The organism is Salinimonas lutimaris (genome assembly GCF_005222225.1).
GTDB lineage: Bacteria > Pseudomonadota > Gammaproteobacteria > Enterobacterales > Alteromonadaceae > Alteromonas > Alteromonas lutimaris.
The window spans coordinates 2,261,210-2,277,586 of record NZ_CP036536.1; the positions used below are offsets into that span (position 1 = coordinate 2,261,210).

Annotated in this window: 11 protein-coding genes; 3 read left to right on the forward strand and 8 right to left on the reverse strand. The window is 52.4% G+C overall.

Annotated elements, in window-relative coordinates; all coding sequences use genetic code 11:
• Positions 1 to 7 precede the first annotated feature (7 nt).
• On the reverse strand, positions 8 to 2,248 hold the full coding sequence (locus EZV72_RS09780; RefSeq protein ID WP_175405088.1) for a DNA internalization-related competence protein ComEC/Rec2: 2,241 nt from the start codon (positions 2,246 to 2,248) through the stop codon (positions 8 to 10).
• Positions 2,249 to 2,383: 135 nt separating this feature from the next.
• Here EZV72_RS09780 and EZV72_RS09785 point away from each other — a divergent pair, with 135 nt between their 5' ends.
• Positions 2,384 to 2,911 (forward strand): DUF2062 domain-containing protein, encoded by a 528-nt coding sequence (locus EZV72_RS09785; protein WP_137167075.1) that lies wholly within the window; start codon positions 2,384 to 2,386, stop codon positions 2,909 to 2,911.
• Positions 2,912 to 3,006: 95 nt separating this feature from the next.
• On the opposite strand, the gene ligA is transcribed toward EZV72_RS09785, so the two are convergent.
• Genes ligA through smc form a run of 3 tightly spaced genes read right to left on the reverse strand, consistent with a single transcriptional unit; the run spans position 3,007 to position 9,807 of the window.
• Positions 3,007 to 5,052 carry an NAD-dependent DNA ligase LigA gene (gene ligA, locus EZV72_RS09790; protein WP_137167076.1) on the reverse strand — a complete coding sequence of 682 codons (2,046 nt, stop codon included), beginning with the start codon at positions 5,050 to 5,052 and terminating at the stop codon, positions 3,007 to 3,009.
• Between the two features lie 50 nt (positions 5,053 to 5,102).
• Complete coding sequence (gene zipA, locus EZV72_RS09795) at positions 5,103 to 6,338, reverse strand: cell division protein ZipA (protein ID WP_137167077.1); 1,236 nt, start codon at positions 6,336 to 6,338, stop codon at positions 5,103 to 5,105.
• A 19-nt stretch (positions 6,339 to 6,357) separates the two neighbouring features.
• On the reverse strand, positions 6,358 to 9,807 hold the full coding sequence (gene smc, locus EZV72_RS09800) for a chromosome segregation protein SMC (protein WP_137167078.1): 3,450 nt from the start codon (positions 9,805 to 9,807) through the stop codon (positions 6,358 to 6,360).
• 225 nt (positions 9,808 to 10,032) lie between these two features.
• Here smc and cysZ point away from each other — a divergent pair, with 225 nt between their 5' ends.
• A complete protein-coding gene (cysZ, locus tag EZV72_RS09805; RefSeq protein WP_137167079.1) occupies positions 10,033 to 10,800 on the forward strand; it encodes a sulfate transporter CysZ in 768 nt (255 codons plus the stop codon).
• Here the strand turns inward: cysZ and EZV72_RS09810 are convergent.
• Entirely contained in the window at positions 10,797 to 12,305 is a 1,509-nt protein-coding gene (locus EZV72_RS09810) for a tetratricopeptide repeat protein (protein WP_175405089.1), read from the reverse strand. The genes cysZ and EZV72_RS09810 overlap by 4 nt on opposite strands.
• A gap of 7 nt (positions 12,306 to 12,312) precedes the next feature.
• Entirely contained in the window at positions 12,313 to 13,200 is an 888-nt protein-coding gene (gene nlpI / locus EZV72_RS09815; RefSeq protein ID WP_137167080.1) for a lipoprotein NlpI, read from the reverse strand.
• Between the two features lie 167 nt (positions 13,201 to 13,367).
• Between nlpI and cdd the strand changes: the two genes are divergently transcribed.
• On the forward strand, positions 13,368 to 13,778 hold the full coding sequence (gene cdd / locus EZV72_RS09820) for a cytidine deaminase (RefSeq protein ID WP_137167081.1): 411 nt from the start codon (positions 13,368 to 13,370) through the stop codon (positions 13,776 to 13,778).
• Here the strand turns inward: cdd and EZV72_RS09825 are convergent.
• Both EZV72_RS09825 and pnp read right to left on the reverse strand, forming a co-directional pair.
• Positions 13,775 to 14,077: a DUF1244 domain-containing protein gene (locus EZV72_RS09825; protein ID WP_137167082.1), complete on the reverse strand. Its 303-nt coding sequence runs from the start codon at positions 14,075 to 14,077 to the stop codon at positions 13,775 to 13,777. The two genes, cdd and EZV72_RS09825, sit on opposite strands and share 4 nt — an antisense overlap.
• A 70-nt stretch (positions 14,078 to 14,147) precedes the next feature.
• Complete coding sequence (pnp, locus tag EZV72_RS09830; RefSeq protein WP_137167083.1) at positions 14,148 to 16,268, reverse strand: polyribonucleotide nucleotidyltransferase; 2,121 nt, start codon at positions 16,266 to 16,268, stop codon at positions 14,148 to 14,150.
• Positions 16,269 to 16,377 lie beyond the last annotated feature (109 nt).

Here is a 16,377-nt window from a genome sequence, read left to right on the forward strand (position 1 = left end):
ATGGGGACTATGCGCCCGGTTTACGATACCAGCGGGGCATAAAATCCTGGCGGGCGGTCTGCGTAACCATCTCATGACTGCGCATAGCAAAGCGGATATAGCCATGGTTTCCGGTCGACAGCAGTTGTGCGCCCTGCTCCCGGTAACGGGCCACTACCGGTTCGTGAGGAAATTGCCAGCGATTATTATAGCTTTGAGTAAATACCACAACCTGTGGTGACACCGCCTGAATAAAGGCCTTGCCGGATGATGTTTTGCTGCCGTGATGCGGAGCTATCAGAATATCCACGGGACTTAACGTCTGGCTGTAAAGCAACTGATACTCTGCATAACGCTCAATATCGCCGGGAATAAGCACCTGCCACTGACCATCGCTGATTTGCAGTACACAGGAATGGTCATTGTTATCCAGTTTATTTCCTGCCGGTGGCCACAATATTCGAATTGTCAGTCCCTGCCACCGAATCGGCGCTGACTGCTGACAATTATCCAGTAAACTGGCGATCTGCAGGGAGGAAAACGCTGCGCTGACCGATGCCAGCCCACCGGCGTGGTCCTGATCAAAATGACTGATATACAGCCTGGGAACCCGGGTGATTTGCCAATAATCCAGAACTGGGCTGACATAGCGGTCAAAGGCTGACAGACCGTCAGCATATCCGCCCGGTCCCGTATCAATCAGCAGGCCCTGGTTTCCCCTCGACAGTGCCAGCGCACTGCCCTGTCCCACATCAAACACATGTAAGAACCAGCCCTCATCACTGGCCGGTAACCACTGTGTCAGCGCCACACATACCATCACAAAACAGCTACGCCGGCGCCAGTAAAACGGCGGTAACAACGCTAACATCAGTGCCAGTTGCCAGGCTACAAAAGCATTTGCACTGAGCGTTACGGCGACCGGCGATAGCCGGTGACTGAGGTGCTCCAGCGTGGCCATAACACTTAACAGAACCGCATCAAACAGATGTAACAGTGCCGCGCTATCGGTTACGCTTAACAATAACAGTGCGCCCAATCCAACGGGCAGCAACAGGGTAATCAGGGGGATCATCACGATATTGACAGTAATAGTCAGCAGGCTGAACTGACCAAAGAACCAGATGGTGACCGGCAACATGAGTAAAGTTAGCAGGCACTGCAAGCGGATTGCCCAAAGTAGTTTTTGACGCCAGGTTATCAACACCGGCCTGAAGCGCCACAGACCAAACCAGATTGCACATACGGCGCCAACACTGAGATAAAAGCCTGCGCTGTACAGCGAAAACGGAAAACCCACCACGCAGATAAACAGCATCAGCACTGCCAGGTACACGCCGCTGAACCGGTAGCCCGCCATACTCAGCCCACTGGCGATGACAATTAATACCAGCGCCCGGGTAACCGGTAATTGCCAGCCGGCCAGCGCGGCAAATATGACGCATCCGGTTATCGCACCCAGCATGGCCTGATGCCGGTGCGCGGGCTGCAAGTGGTAGCGACCAGAGCAGTACAGCCATACGCGCAGCATACAGCCACTAATAATATAAAAGACCCCGAACAGAAGCGACAGGTGCATCCCTGAGATAGCAAACAAATGCGCTGTACCGGTGGACTGTAGCAACGTCCAGTCCTCTTTGGTCAGTAAACTGCGATCACCGGTTAGCAGGGCCAGACTCCAGGCGGAGATATTAAGGTCAGGTGTGTGTTCACGCAGTGAACGCACTGTACGGGCATGCAGACTATTGACCGCCACAGGTTTGCTAGTCAGGGCCAATAACGTGCCTTTACCGACCAGTACACGGGCCACCGCCGCCCGCTCGGCATCAAAAGCACCTGGATTAAGCGGCGCAGCGATGGGTTTTATGCGGACCACGGCCTGGTAGCGGTGAAACGCCAGCGGACACGGGGCTCCTGCCCGGGTGTATAACTGCACTTTAGGACCAAGTACCTGATCAACCAATCTTTTACTTTCGACTTGCGCTAGGATTTTACAGCCAGTTTGATTAGAATGCTGGCCGGTTTGTAATACCTTTAACTGTAAAGTGACAGCTTGGTTAAAGCTGCCTGTCGGGGGTTGCCAGTACAGGTACCAGTAGCCTAAACTCGCCATCCATAACACACCGGTCAGAATGCCGTGTAACGCAACAAATAGTAATTTATGCTTTTCGCCAAAAGAACTATTTCCGGATTTATCGGGTACATACTCACACGCGGTCTGGTGAAAATACCGCCAGACAAATATTGTCGTAAGTAAGCCCGTTGCCACTGCAACAACCTTTGGTTGGGGTAAAACAGGCCAAATTGTCGATGATAATGACGCGACACAAAAAAATGTCATCCAAATAATGGTACTATTGTGCATTCCATTGCCTCTTAGCGCGAATGTGGTTTTTATTCAGTTATGCCAAGAAAATTTATACAGCGATTTTTACCCAGCCATCAGTCAATCAAGGAAAACCGCGCGTTGCGTGTATTCGGAAGTCTATTGCATGACCCGAATTTGTGGCATTTAAACCGTCGCTCTGCCAGCGGCGCATTTGGTATAGGCTTATTTTTTGCGTTCTGGCCGGTGCCGTTTCAGATGTGGCTGTCAGCCGGTGCCGCCATTCCGTTTCGGGTAAATCTGCCCTTGTCTGTGGCCACGGTGTGGATCACTAATCCGTTTACCATGCCGCCCATATTCTACGGTGCCTACAAAGTTGGTACGACTGTACTGGGGGCCGATCCGGTGCACTTTGAATTTCAGTTTAACTGGCAATGGGTGATTGAGAGCATCAGCACTATCGGGCCGGCGTTTCTGGTGGGATGTGCGATTTGTTCTGTAGTCGCCGGCATACTGGGTTATATGGGTCTGAATATGATGTGGCGCTTTTCGGTGAAAAAATCCTGGGAGGCACGTCGCCAGGCCCGGGCTGCCAGACAAAATTAGGGGTGCAACACTGACCGGTGATAGCAACCTGACAGAATGAAAAAAGGCCCGCTAACGGATGTCAGCGGGCCTTTTTTATGCGCACAGTCGCCGCACTATTCCGGTACGTCCAGACCGTAGCCGGCCAGTTCGCTGAGAAGCTTATCTTCGTCCCAGACGGCTACCCCCAGATCTTGTGCCTTGGTTAGCTTGGACCCGGCTTTCTCACCAGCCACCAGAAAATCAGTTTTGGCTGACACACTACCGGCTACTTTAGCACCTAGTTGCTGCAATAATGCTTTAGCATCATTACGCCCCATTCGGGTCAGGGTACCGGTCAGCACACAGGTTTGCCCTTCCAGCGGCAGCTCGCCTTCAGGCGCTTTAATATCAGGCCAGGTTAAACCGGCATCCAGTAATGCCTGCACAATCTCGGTATTGTGCGCCTCGGCAAAAAAGTTATGGATGTGCTGGGCCACTACGGTGCCAATATCATTGACTTCCTGCAGTGCTTCTATACTGGCCTGCATCACTTTATCCAAATCATGAAAATGCATTGCCAGATTATTAGCCGTAGACTCGCCTACCTCGCGAATTCCCAGCGCATAAAGAAACTTGGGTAAGGTGGTGGTCTTTGAGGCTTCCAGAGAATTAAGTAGCTTAGAGGCTGACTTTTCAGCCATCCGCTCAAGACCAATCAGATTACCTATCTGTAAATGAAAGAAGTCAGCCGGACTTTTCACCAGATCTGCATCGACCAGCTGGTCGATAAGTTTATCTCCCAGGCCATCAATATCCAGCGCCTTACGGGAAGCAAAATGTTTTAGCGCCTGCTTGCGCTGGGCGGCACAAATCAAACCACCGGTGCACCGGGCCACCGCTTCATCAGCCAGCTTCTCAACCTGCGAGTCACAGACCGGGCAGGTATCAGGAAAAACAATATCCCGGGCATCATCCGGCCGCCGATCGGCAATTATCGAAACCACCTGGGGGATCACATCACCGGCCCGGCGAATTGTAATCGCATCGCCAATTTTAACGCCCAGACGTTCAATTTCATCCTGATTGTGCAAAGTCGCGTTCGACACCGTCACCCCGCCTACAAAAACCGGCTCCAGTCGCGCCACGGGCGTGATCGCACCGGTACGCCCGACCTGAAACTCCACGTCAGTCAGGCGGGTAATTTCTTCCTGAGCCGGAAACTTCTGGGCAATCGCCCAGCGCGGCGCCCGGGCAACAAAGCCCAGTTGCTCCTGCAGGGCAATATCATCAACTTTAAATACCACGCCGTCGATGTCGTAGGCCAGCGCCTCGCGCTGAGCAAGAATATGTTCATAGTAATCCAGACACCCCTGCCCGCCCTGCGCGGTGCTCACCTCAGGACACAGCGGCAGACCCCAGGTTTGTACCAGTGATAGCCGCTCACTGTGCATGGCCGGTAAACTAAAGCTGTCCGGCGTTACCAGGCCCAGCGAATAGGCGTAAAACATCAGCGGGCGTTTGGCTGTAATCCGGGAGTCAAGTTGCCGAAGGCTACCGGCTGCCGCATTTCTTGGGTTAGCAAAAACTTTGCCCCCAGCATCACGCTGGCGGGCGTTAAGCTTGTCAAAACCGGCTTTTGGCATAAATACTTCACCGCGGATCTCCACCCGGGCCGGAATAGTGTCGCCATGCAGGGTCAGCGGAATATTGGCAATAGTACGAACATTCTGGGTGATATTCTCGCCCACCTGGCCGTCTCCCCGGGTAGCGGCCCGCACCAGATGTCCATCTTCGTATAACAGACTCACTGCCAGTCCATCCAGCTTGGGTTCACAGCTAAAGCTAAGAGTTTGGCTGCTTTTCAATCGGTCGTTAATACGTTTTTCAAAAGCCAGCAGAGAGGCTTCATCAAAGGCATTGTCCAGCGATAGCATGGGCACTTCATGGCTGACCTGCTCAAAAGCACTCAACGGTGCGCCCCCTACCTTTTGCGAAGGTGAGTCGGCACTGCGCAGTTCCGGGTGCGCTTGCTCCAGTCTGATGAGTTCCTGCATCAGCCGGTCGTATTCAGCATCCGGTACACTGGGGTTATCCATCACATAATAATCATGATTATACTGACGGATTTGACGACGGATGTGGTTTACCCGCAATTCGGGTGACTGTGATTCTTGAGACATAAGTTACTTATAAATTAAAAGGCCACCCTGTCGGATGGCCTGTGTGCCGGTTATGTGCGAAGCAGTTGCTGCCGCCGCTCAAATTCGCGAATTTTTTCAATGTATTGCTGCAGGCCCTGTTTGCTGAGTACGCTGCGCCGGCCATCAAGAACCTGACCATCGAACTCCTCTGCAATTTTTCTGGCTGCATTATGCATCATGTTGAATACCTGGTGGGCATCTGCCTCAATCGGCAGGATCATAAACAAAGAGACGCCCTGGGTAGTAAACATTTCCAGATTATCAATATCAAAGTTGCCGGGTTTAAACATGTTCGCCAGGCTGAATAACACCGGGCCTTTGCCGCTGGCATTCGCGTGCCGGTGAAAAATATCCTGCTCGCCAAATTTAAATCCCAGAGTCAGTAGCATAGGCAATAAAGATGCCCCTGAAATGGGCTCACCGTCTGGTGCTTTGACATTAATAACCAGCACTTCCTGCTCTGCATCCGCAGTTTGACGGTTCGCAGCCGGTTTAGCTGCAGTCGCGCTTTCAGGCTTCGCTGAGGGTGTGCCGGCTGGCTTATCAAAATCGATTCGCATCTGGTCATCGCCCAGGCTCGGTTCCTGTCGCTGACGGGTGTAATGGCGCGGTTTACGAGACACAGCAGCTGCGTCTTCATCCACCTCTGGCGAGTCCAGGCTAAACGACTCAACCTCTTCGTCAGCAGCCCGATGTGAAGCAGGTGCCTGTGCGGGTGCCACGCCAGAGGTGGCTGAGTCTTCGCCAGACGCTGAATTTTCTTTTAACAAAAAGCCCGGCGGTGGCGGTATATCTTCTTTCTCCCCTTCCGCATGCGCCGGCTCTGCGGGCGTTTGCATATGCGGTTTAGGGTTAGTGACCACGGAGCCGTATAATTTTTCTTCCTGTTTTGACGCGCTGGACTCTGATTGCACCCTGGCCTGCGTCTGAGCAGCAGCCGTTTCATCTTTCCCAGCACTGTCGTGGTCATCCGATGATGGTATTGGCGATGACTGGCCTGACTCAACCACGCGCACTTTACCCACCCCCAGCTCATCAAATGAGTCGGTATCAGATTGTGCAAACCCGCTGCTGAACCGCTGCTCGTTGTCATCGTCAGTGTCTGAACCTGTGAACGACGAGGATTCATCCCATTGCTGCGGTTCTACCCGGTTACGTTTTGCCGGCTGGCCATTTTTTCTGATTTTCCAGATTCCATGGGCAAACACAGCCACAATGATAATGGAACCGATAATCAGTAGTGACAGACGTAATTGATCTTCCATCTTTATTCAGTCGCCCTTGTTATGCTTCTACGAAAGCCATGGCCTCATCGACATCTACCGCTACCATCCGGGAAACGCCGGGCTCGGCCATTGTTACACCGGTCAGATGGGTTGCCATTTCCATAGCAATCTTGTTGTGGGTGATATATATAAATTGTACTTGTTCGGACATCTGCGACACCAGGTTGCAAAAACGTCCCACGTTGGCATCATCCAGCGGCGCATCTACTTCATCCAGTAAACAAAATGGCGCCGGGTTAAGCCGGAAAATTGCAAACACCAATGATAATGCGGTTAAGGCTTTTTCTCCACCGCTTAATAGGTGAATCGTGCTATTTTTCTTGCCCGGTGGACGCGCCATAATCGTTACGCCGGTTTCCAGCAAGTCATCATCGGTTAAATCCAGATAAGCCGACCCACCGCCAAACACTTTAGGAAAAAGTGCTTTTAAATCAGCATTAACCTGATCAAACGTTTCAGCAAACCGGGATTTGGTTTCTTTGTCAATCTTCCTGATGGCACTTTGCAGGGTTTCCAGTGCGGTTGTCAAATCCTCGTACTGAATATCCAGATGTGTTTTGCGTTCTGCCTGTGCATCATATTCTTCTACCGCAGCCAGGTTCACCGCCCCGAGACGGGTAATGGCAGCCTGGGTCTGCTCCAGCTCCTGTTGCCAGCGCTTTTCGTCAGCCTCATCAGGCAGCGATTCCAGCAAAGTGTTCAGATTCTGCTGAGATTCGGCCAGCTGTTCTACCACCGTATTGGCCCGGGCGCGGATACTTTCGATCTCTATAGTCATGCGGTCTATTTCCGCCTGACGCGAGGCAATGGTAGCGGTCAGACTGTTATGGCCTTTTTGCGCCTCGGTTATCAGCGCATCCACTTTTTCCATGTGCTGGCGATGCGACTGTAAGCTGGCCTCCACCGCTTCGCGCTGGCTTAACAGCTCATCAAGCTGAGCCTGCTGCTGAGTTTGCGGCTGTAGAATGTCGGCCTGCTCCCGGGCCAGCTTTTCGCGGCGACTGTCCAGCTCGCTGAGCCGGTCAAGATGCCGGGTAACCTGATCCCGGGCTGCGCTGAGCTGACTGGTGGTTTCGCTGGCGCGCAGTTGCAGCTGGTGATGTTCGCTTTGACGCTGATTCAGACTGTGTCGGGCAGCCACCACCGCCTGCTCCAGGATCTCGCGCTGGCGGTGACTGTCTTCAACCACCCCGGCAAGCTCGTCCTGTTGCTGCTGTGCTTCTTCAAGCTGATGTATCAACGTCGTGATTTGCGCTGACTCCTGCTCGTTAAGCACCTGGTAGCGGCTCAGCTCATCCTGCAGTTTTGTGGTACGCGCCTGTAGCTGGGCATGCCGGGTCGCACAGGCTTCCAGTTGCTGCTCAATGCCCTGTGCTTCCAGACGGGTTTGCTGTAACTGACGATCAAGCTGGCGCACCGCCTGATTAGCATCACTTTGCTGCTGACGGGTCTGCTCAGCCAGCTCAATACCCTGCGCTACGGTCTCTTCCAGACGAGCAATATCCTGTTCCAGCTGCTCAATCATACTGGCCTGACGCAGCAGATTATGCTGCGGGTCCTGCTCACCGGGAACATAATGCCAGTTGTGGCCAAACAGCTGTCCCTGCGGGGTCACGATCCAGAACCGCCCCTGCGAGGATTGTTGCAGTGCCCGGGCCAGTGACTCATCACTGGCAATCAGAATCTGGTTAAACAGAGCCGGCACAAAACTACCCGCATCGGCCTGGGCGGCCAGACTGCCATCGACCGGTTCATCGGTGTGCGCCAGCGCTGACCAAACGAGATATCCGGGTACCTCGGGCGCATCCTCATCATCACTGATAAGCGGGTGATGCAAAAAGCTTAATACCGTCTGTGCGGCCTGCTGCCAGTCAGCGGCAAATTGCATGCGCTGCCAGGCCGGCTGTAACCCCGGATAGTCGGTTAAGTCTGTTGCCGCAGCCTGTTGCAGTGAAATCAGCGCACTGTGACTGGCCCGCGCCTGCTGAAGTTTTTCCCGCTCAGCATCGACCAGCGCCTGCTGCTCACCCGCCTGCTGATTGATTTGGGCCTGATGCCCGGTTGCCTCGCTCAGGCTATCGGTCAGACTGGCGACCTTTTCACTGGCCTGCTCAAGTGCCAGGGTTAGCGCCTGCTGTTCTGCTGCCAGCGTTTTATCATCCTGACCACCCAGCTCCTGTTCGATTTCGCTAATCCGCTGCCGGGTTCGCGTCTGCATATCCTGCACCGACTGCAGCTGTACACGGTGCGACTGCGCCTGTTGCGCAGCCTGCTGATGACGTTCGCTGTGTTGCCGGTCGGTGGCACCAAATGCACGCAGGACTTCCTCTGCTTCCTCCAGTTGCACCTCGTTTTGCGCCACCTGCTCATTAAGCAGCGCCAGCCGCGGTGCCTGTTCTTCTTTGGTGTCGGTCAGTGCGGTGACTTTACCCCGGGCAGCATCGGCGGCATCACGCAACTGCTGTTGTTGCTGCGCTATTTCATTGAGCTCGGCGGTAATCTGGGTGGCGCGCTGACGACCATGCAAGGCCTGCTGTTCAATCCGGGTGATCGATGTGGACAGCGTAAATTTTTGCTGTTGCAGGGAATCCAGGGCAGCTCGGGCATCATCGGCTTGTTGCCGGTAGGTCTGCAAACCGGCTTCCCCACCTCGCTGCTGGTCTTCCAGGGTATTTAATTCATGCTGACTGGCCTGCTGCTTTTTTTGCAGGGCAACCATCTGAGTATTTTGTTTTTGCCAGCGCAGTGCGGCCAGCTCACCTTTCAGGCGGCGCTCGGCTGATTTGAGTTCCCGGTAACGCTGCGCGGCAGAGGCCTGGCGCTGAAGCTTTTCCAGCTGACGCCCCAGCTCACCGCGCACATCCTCAAGCCGCTCAAGATTATCCCGGGTATGCCGGATGCGATTTTCGGTCTCCCGGCGGCGCTCTTTGTATTTGGACACCCCGGCCGCTTCTTCCAGAAACACCCGTAGCTCCTGAGGCTTAGACTCGATAAGCCGGGATATCATGCCCTGCTCGATGATGGCATAGCTGCGCGGGCCCAGGCCGGTGCCCAGAAACAGATCAGTGACGTCTTTACGCCGGCATTTGGTGCCGTTCAGGGCATAGTGAGACTGGCCTTCCCGCGTGACCACCCGGCGTACAGACAATTCATTGAAACTGGCATATTCACCATCAATGCGCCCCGCACTGTTATCAAAAATCAGCTCAACGCTACACTGACCCACCGGCTTTCGGGCTGACGAGCCGTTGAAAATAACATCGGTCATGGCATCGCCACGCAGATTCTTTGCCGAGCTTTCACCCAGCACCCAGCGCACGGCATCAATCACATTCGATTTGCCGCAACCGTTAGGCCCGACGATCGCGGTCATCTCCCCCACAAACGGAATGGTGGTCGGGTCGACAAAGGATTTAAAGCCAGCCAGTTTTATTTTTTTCAGACGCATGGTGTTGTTCAGGTTCTCCGGCCGGGTTGAATACAGGGCATTGCCCTAGAGGCACAACCAGCAGGCAGGATGTCGGAGCTTGTCACTGCAGTAATCAGGTGTGTTAAATGCTGAATTTTTTGTTATTTTGCGACTCTACCAGATGTCACAGGCTGTAACAATTGAGATTTGAGTACAGCTGTGCGATTGACGATATACTACACTTTTTTGGAATATGGAGTCTGGATGATATCCCGTAGTGGCTTTGCCTACTTCTCCAGCGGTTTTTCACTAATACGCACCAAAGGGCTCAAGCGCTTTGTTTTAGTGCCGCTGACTGTAAACCTGCTTTTGTTTATTACCGCTTTTTATTTTCTGTTTGCAGAAATTGGCGTGGCTATCGACTGGCTGATGAGCCTGATCCCGCAATGGTTTGGCTGGGTCAAAACAGCGCTGGAGTATCTGCTATGGCCTATTGCAGTTATCATTGTATTGCTGATCTTTGCTCTGATTTTCGGCACCCTGGCTAACTGGATTGCTGCTCCGTTCAACGGCATTCTGGCGGAAAAGGTCGAGCGCCACCTCACCGGACAGGATCTTGGCGATGAGGGTGTACTGAGTCTGATCAAAGACATTCCCCGTACACTGGGACGGGAATTTGCCAAGCTTGCCTGGTATTTACCACGGGCGATTGGGTTTTTGCTGATTTTTTTATTTGTACCCATTATTGGTCAGGTGGTGTGGTTTATGTTTTCAGCCTGGATGCAGGCGATTCAGTACTGCGACTACCCGTATGATAATCACAAAGTGCCCTTTTCCACGATGCGCCGTCATCTGGCTCAGCATAAAGGCAAGGCATTCTCCTTTGGAATTATGGTGAACCTGTGCTCGCTTATCCCCATTCTCAACTTTATTGTGATGCCGGTGGCCATTTGCGGCGCAACGGCAATGTGGGTCAGTGAATTGTCTGGCGATCTGCGGCGGGCACCATTAACTAACCCGCCGACAGACTAATCGACAGCCACCGGACGGGCAGCAGGGTCATCGGCACCCTGCTCTTGGGCGGCGGGTTGAGCTGACGCTGGCTGGGTAAAAGCATTGTATTTATCGAGCCATTTTCCGGCGGCCTGCTGGTTACCGGCATAATGAAACGCCTGAAACAGGTTCATATACACCGGACGCTGGGCCTGCGGATTTTCCAGCTGCTGTTGCCATAAACGCAAGTACACCGGCGGGATCACACCACTGTCATGATGTTCTAAAAAGGTAATTTGCCGGCTTGGCTTGTAGGCCTTCTGACCAATCGCCTCACAGGATTTTGACTCGCTGATACCGGTCAGCCGGCCACTTTGTTGCCAGCGCAGCGCCGTTGTCACCGGGCGATATGTCATTTTACCATCAACCACCAGATTAGGGGCATCGGTCACCTTACAGTGTTTACGGGCAGCAGAACGACTCAGCGGATATTCGTCAACAAATCCGGCAAAATGCGCCAGTTCATGCACCATGACCGAGTAGCTGTCAGAGATATCCAGAAACATAGCGCCATTATTAACATTGGCAATGCCTAAATCGCTGACCACAATAATATGCGTGGCTTCTCGTTTTTCAACTGCATCAGCCAGTGGGCGTAAATCGCAGCCAAGCCGCCCCTGCTGTTTGTAATTAGCGCTACAGGTAAATGCCTCGTCTTCAATCCATAACGGCGCAGCGATACAGATTCCCACATTATCCAGCCGCGTGTCATTTTGCCAGTCCTGATATAAATGGCTGGCCCGCTCAATTGACGACAATGACGTGGCAAACATCTGAATACGCTGATGGCACTGGGACGTCTTTGGCCAGGGCTGTGTGGTAACAGAAGCAAGTGTCTGGGGCTGAAAATGATGCATGACCCGGGTAAATCGCTGCGCCTGCTCATGACCGCTGTCGGCTGCGACCTGTAACCAGTGACCAGCCGCTTCGCGTTGATGCTGGCTCCATAACAGCCGCCCTAGTTTAAATGCGCTTTGCGGGTAATCCTGCGCGGTTTTTTCCAGCCAGGGTAACGCTGCATTCGGTTGTTGCTGTAACAGATACCAGTCGGCTAGAGCGGCCTGAGCAGGCTGATACCCCTGCTCAGCGGCTTTCATTAGCCACTTTTCCCGCTTTTGCGGTGCGTCAGTATCCATTGCGAATTCGAGCTGCGCTTCGGGTACATTGCCACGGGCCGCGAGCCGCATCAGGCTATCGGCAGATTGTTCTGGCCCGGCTTGCTGATATAGCAACCAGGCTGCCTCTGGATCATCTACCGATACCAGTTGTTCTAGCCAGTAGTCCCGAGCCCGGGCATCATCGGTTGTGGTTGCATAATCAAGCAGGCGAGCCTGGGCTTCACTGTTTCCATGACGAGTCGCCGCCCACAACAACGGGCCGGGAGACTCGGCTTCACTGGCATTAGCCAGCAGTTGAGCCGGATACAGACCGCTATCAGTACTGACAATAAGAAATGCCAGTAACGCAAAAATAATCGAACGCATAAATCGGCTAGTTCACTGCATCCTGGGGCTGGCGCAGCATATTGAGCTCAAGCCGGGCATACCGATATTCCACATAATCAAATACATTGGTACTTAAGGCCAACTTGAAATAATTGGCTGCTTTGCCATTATTGCCCTGGGCGGCGTGGTATTTACCCAGATAAAAATAGGCTTCACACAAACGTTCTGTCAGCGCCTGCTGCGTACTGACACCTTCAATCAATTTGCTCAGCAGGTCAGCCTCGCTGGCCTGACCTAAAAATAAATCGATGAGCGTTATGGCCCAGTGGTCGGCTTCAATAGTCTGTTTTGCCTGCTCAAGCTTCGTGCGGGCCTGTTCCGGATTATGTTGCTGGCGGGCGAAGTAAACCCACAGAGCCCGAAACGGATCGCTATCATCCTGTTGATAGAATGTGGCCAGGTCATCGGTGGCCAGGTCGGCCCGATCACCATAGTACAACGCAATCCCCCGGTTTAAAAAGGCAAAGTCATACTCAGGGTCGATATCCAGGGTAGAATCAAACGCTTCATACGCCTGAATAAACTCTTGCTGCTGAATAAAGTGAATACCAATAGAGTTATAGGCTTCGGCAAAATCCGGTTTAAGCTGCAGCGCCTGGCTGTAATCAAACTGAGCAAGGCCGGTCAGCCCTACGCTGTCATACAGCATGCCACGATGATAGTGCAGCTCAGCGCGTTCCTCATCGGTCAGTTTGGGACTGGTCAGAATCTGATTATAGCGGGCGATCGCCATTTGTGATCGCGGACTGACCGGAGCTGGCTCGGCAAGTAATAAATTACCCATCTGACTGGTGCTTTCTGGCTCAGGGACACTGGAACAGGCCGCCAGTCCGGCACATAATGAAAAAAGAATGAGACTTATAAGATTTCGCATGTTAAAAAAGGCATCATTGATAGTTAAAAACGAAGAGGCCTGGTGACAATTTGTGCAACCCGCAGCAACGTTATACTGCCAGCCTTTCCTGCGACATTTATGACAGGCGTCACCTTCGCCCATTTGCTATTAAAAGTAAAGCACATCTGATTTGATACAGGTAACACATGGACTCACAAAAAAAACAAGCTCTGATAGAACAGGCATTTAACGCTCAGGCCAACGCACACGCACCGTATTCGGGCTTTCAGGTTGGCGCGGCAGTATTGTCGGATAATGGCCAGATTCACGCCGGCTGCAATGTAGAAAATGCGGCCTACCCGCTGGGCCAGTGCGCTGAAGCAACAGCCATCGGGACTATGGTGGCTGCCGGTGGCAAAGGCATTAAAGCTATTGTCATTGCCAGCCCTTCTGATGAACTCTGTTTTCCCTGTGGGGGCTGCAGGCAAAAAATTGCTGAATTTGCCCATGATGACGTCGCCGTTATTATGGCAACCAGAACCGGTACTATAAAACAAGTCAGTATTGGCGAACTGCTACCTTATGCCTTTCGCAACACTGACCTGACCCACCGCTAGGCTTGCTTACCTTGCTGACGCGCTTCCAGGGCATCCAGCTGTTGCTGGGTGGCCGGAAGCTGATGTTCTGCTTTCCATTGTGAGTATGGCATCTTATACACCACTTCACGGGCCTGCTCGTAATCCATCTCTTCACCGCGCTCATTGGCTTCTGCCATATACCACTTGGCCAGACAGTTACGACAAAAATCTGCCAGTACCATCAGATCAATGTTCTGCACATCTTTATTGTTGTCCAGATGGCTTAACAGACGCCGAAATGCGGCGGCTTCTACTTCGGTTTGGGTTTGCTTATCCATTTTATTCTCCAAAAACAAAAGGAGGCCGCAGCCTCCTTTTTCAACATTAAATGTTAGTCAGACTGCGAAATTATTCGCCCTGACCTGCATCGTCCTGTTTTGGCGCTGGCTTTTCAAGCAGCTCTTTAATGCTCAGACGAACGCGGTTCTGACGGTCAATTTCCATCACTTTCACGTCAGTCATCTGGCCTTCTGACAGATAATCAGTCACCTTGTTAACACGCTCATGAGCGATTTGTGAAATGTGTACCAGACCTTCTTTACCTGGTAATACTTCAACAAACGCACCAAAATCAACGATACGGGTTACTTTGCCGTGGTAGGTTTTGCCTACTTCGATTTCTGCTGTTACCTGCTCGATCTTGCTGATAGCAATATCGGCTTTAGCACGTTCAGTAGCAAAAATCTTGATAGTACCGTCATCTTCGATTTCGATGTTGGTTTCTGACTCTTCGGTGATCTGACGAATCATCGCGCCGCCTTTACCAATGACATCGCGGATCTTGTCCTGATCGATCTTCATGGTGTAAATGCGCGGTGCAAATTCGCTCAGCTCATCACGGTGACCAGAGATAGCAGCATCCATCACTTTAAGGATGTGTAAACGGGCTTCTTTCGCCTGTTTCAGCGCAATCTGCATGATCTCTTTGGTAATACCTTCAATTTTGATATCCATCTGCAGCGCAGTGATACCATCAGTCGTACCGGCTACTTTAAAGTCCATATCACCCAGGTGATCTTCATCACCCAGAATGTCAGACAGAACCACAAAATTGTCGTCGCTCTTAACCAGACCCATTGCAATACCGGCAACCGATGACTTGATAGGTACACCAGCATCCATCAGCGCAAGTGAAGTACCACAAACAGAAGCCATTGATGAAGAACCGTTTGATTCAGTGATTTCAGAAACCACACGAACAACATACGGGAAATCTTCTTCGCTTGGCATCACTGCCTGAATACCGCGTTTGGCCAGACGACCGTGGCCGATTTCACGGCGCTTAGGAGAACCGATCATGCCGGTTTCGCCCACACAGTAAGGAGGGAAGTTGTAGTGCAGCATGAAGCGGCTGTCGCGCTTACCCTGCAGCTCGTCAATCATCTGTGCATCACGCTCTGTACCCAGAGTAGCAGCCACAATCGCCTGTGTTTCACCACGGGTGAACAGCGCTGAACCGTGAGTACGCGGTAAAATACCTGTAGCCACATCCAGTGCCCGAATCATAGCCGGATCACGGCCATCAATACGCGGCTCGCCAGACAAGATGCGTGAACGTACTACGTCACTTTCCAGGTCATGCAGCAGATCCAGCACTTCTTTTTGTTCCTGCGCTTCGTCCTGCTCCAGAATCTCAGCCAGGGCTTTTTCTTTAACGGCTGTAACTGCGTCTTTACGCGCCAGCTTATCAGAGATTTGGTAAGCTTCTGTCATACCGCTCAGAGCCGCAGCTTTAACTTTGTCTTTCAAAGATGTGTTTTCAGCAGGCGGCTGCCAGTCCCACGCTGGCGTGGCAACGTCGGCAGCAAATTCTTTAACCGCAGAAACCACTGACTGCATTTGCTCGTGACCGAACATCACCGCACCCAGCATGACATCTTCAGACAGAACGTCCGCTTCTGACTCAACCATCAGAACCGCACCTTCAGTACCGGCAACAACCAGATCCAGCTCACTTTCCGCTTGCTCAGACGCACGGGTGTTCAGGATGTACTCACCGTTTGAATAACCAACACGGGCAGCACCAATCGGGCCGTTAAACGGAATACCTGAGATGGCCAGTGCAGCAGACGTACCGATCAAAGATACGATATCGGTTGGAATTTCAGGGTTGGCAGACATCACAGTTACCACAACCTGAACTTCGTTTTTAAACCCTTCCGGGAATAGTGGACGAATCGGACGATCGATCAAACGTGCAATCAGTGTTTCGCCTTCTGAAGGACGACCTTCACGCTTGAAGAAACCACCAGGGATTTTACCAGCCGCATAGGCCTTTTCCTGATAGTTAACTGTTAATGGGAAGAAGTCCTGGTCTGGCTTGGCTTCTTTCTTACCCACCACAGTTACCAGCACGGCGGTATCGTCCATGCTGGCCATTACAGACGCGGTTGCCTGACGGGCAATCACGCCGGTCTCTAATGTGACAGTATGCTGACCATACTGGAATGATTTTGTAATAGGAGTCACTATTTGTCCTTTAAATATCTGTCTTTTCTATTTTCGCTTTTCAACGCGGCGCATAGTATAGCCCCGAAACAGGCCTAATACCATTGTCGATGGCGAATTCCACCCGCTA

Bases quoted from the DNA above. Each gene is read 5' to 3' on its own strand.
- EZV72_RS09785 (WP_137167075.1), top strand. From the start codon at position 2,384: ATGCCAAGAAAATTTATACAGCGATTTTTACCCAGCCATCAGTCAATC.
- ligA (WP_137167076.1), bottom strand. From the start codon at position 5,052: ATGTCTCAAGAATCACAGTCACCCGAATTGCGGGTAAACCACATCCGT.
- zipA (WP_137167077.1), bottom strand. From the start codon at position 6,338: ATGGAAGATCAATTACGTCTGTCACTACTGATTATCGGTTCCATTATC.
- smc (WP_137167078.1), bottom strand. From the start codon at position 9,807: ATGCGTCTGAAAAAAATAAAACTGGCTGGCTTTAAATCCTTTGTCGAC.
- cysZ (WP_137167079.1), top strand. From the start codon at position 10,033: ATGATATCCCGTAGTGGCTTTGCCTACTTCTCCAGCGGTTTTTCACTA.
- EZV72_RS09810 (WP_175405089.1), bottom strand. From the start codon at position 12,305: ATGCGTTCGATTATTTTTGCGTTACTGGCATTTCTTATTGTCAGTACT.
- nlpI (WP_137167080.1), bottom strand. From the start codon at position 13,200: ATGCGAAATCTTATAAGTCTCATTCTTTTTTCATTATGTGCCGGACTG.
- cdd (WP_137167081.1), top strand. From the start codon at position 13,368: ATGGACTCACAAAAAAAACAAGCTCTGATAGAACAGGCATTTAACGCT.
- EZV72_RS09825 (WP_137167082.1), bottom strand. From the start codon at position 14,077: ATGGATAAGCAAACCCAAACCGAAGTAGAAGCCGCCGCATTTCGGCGT.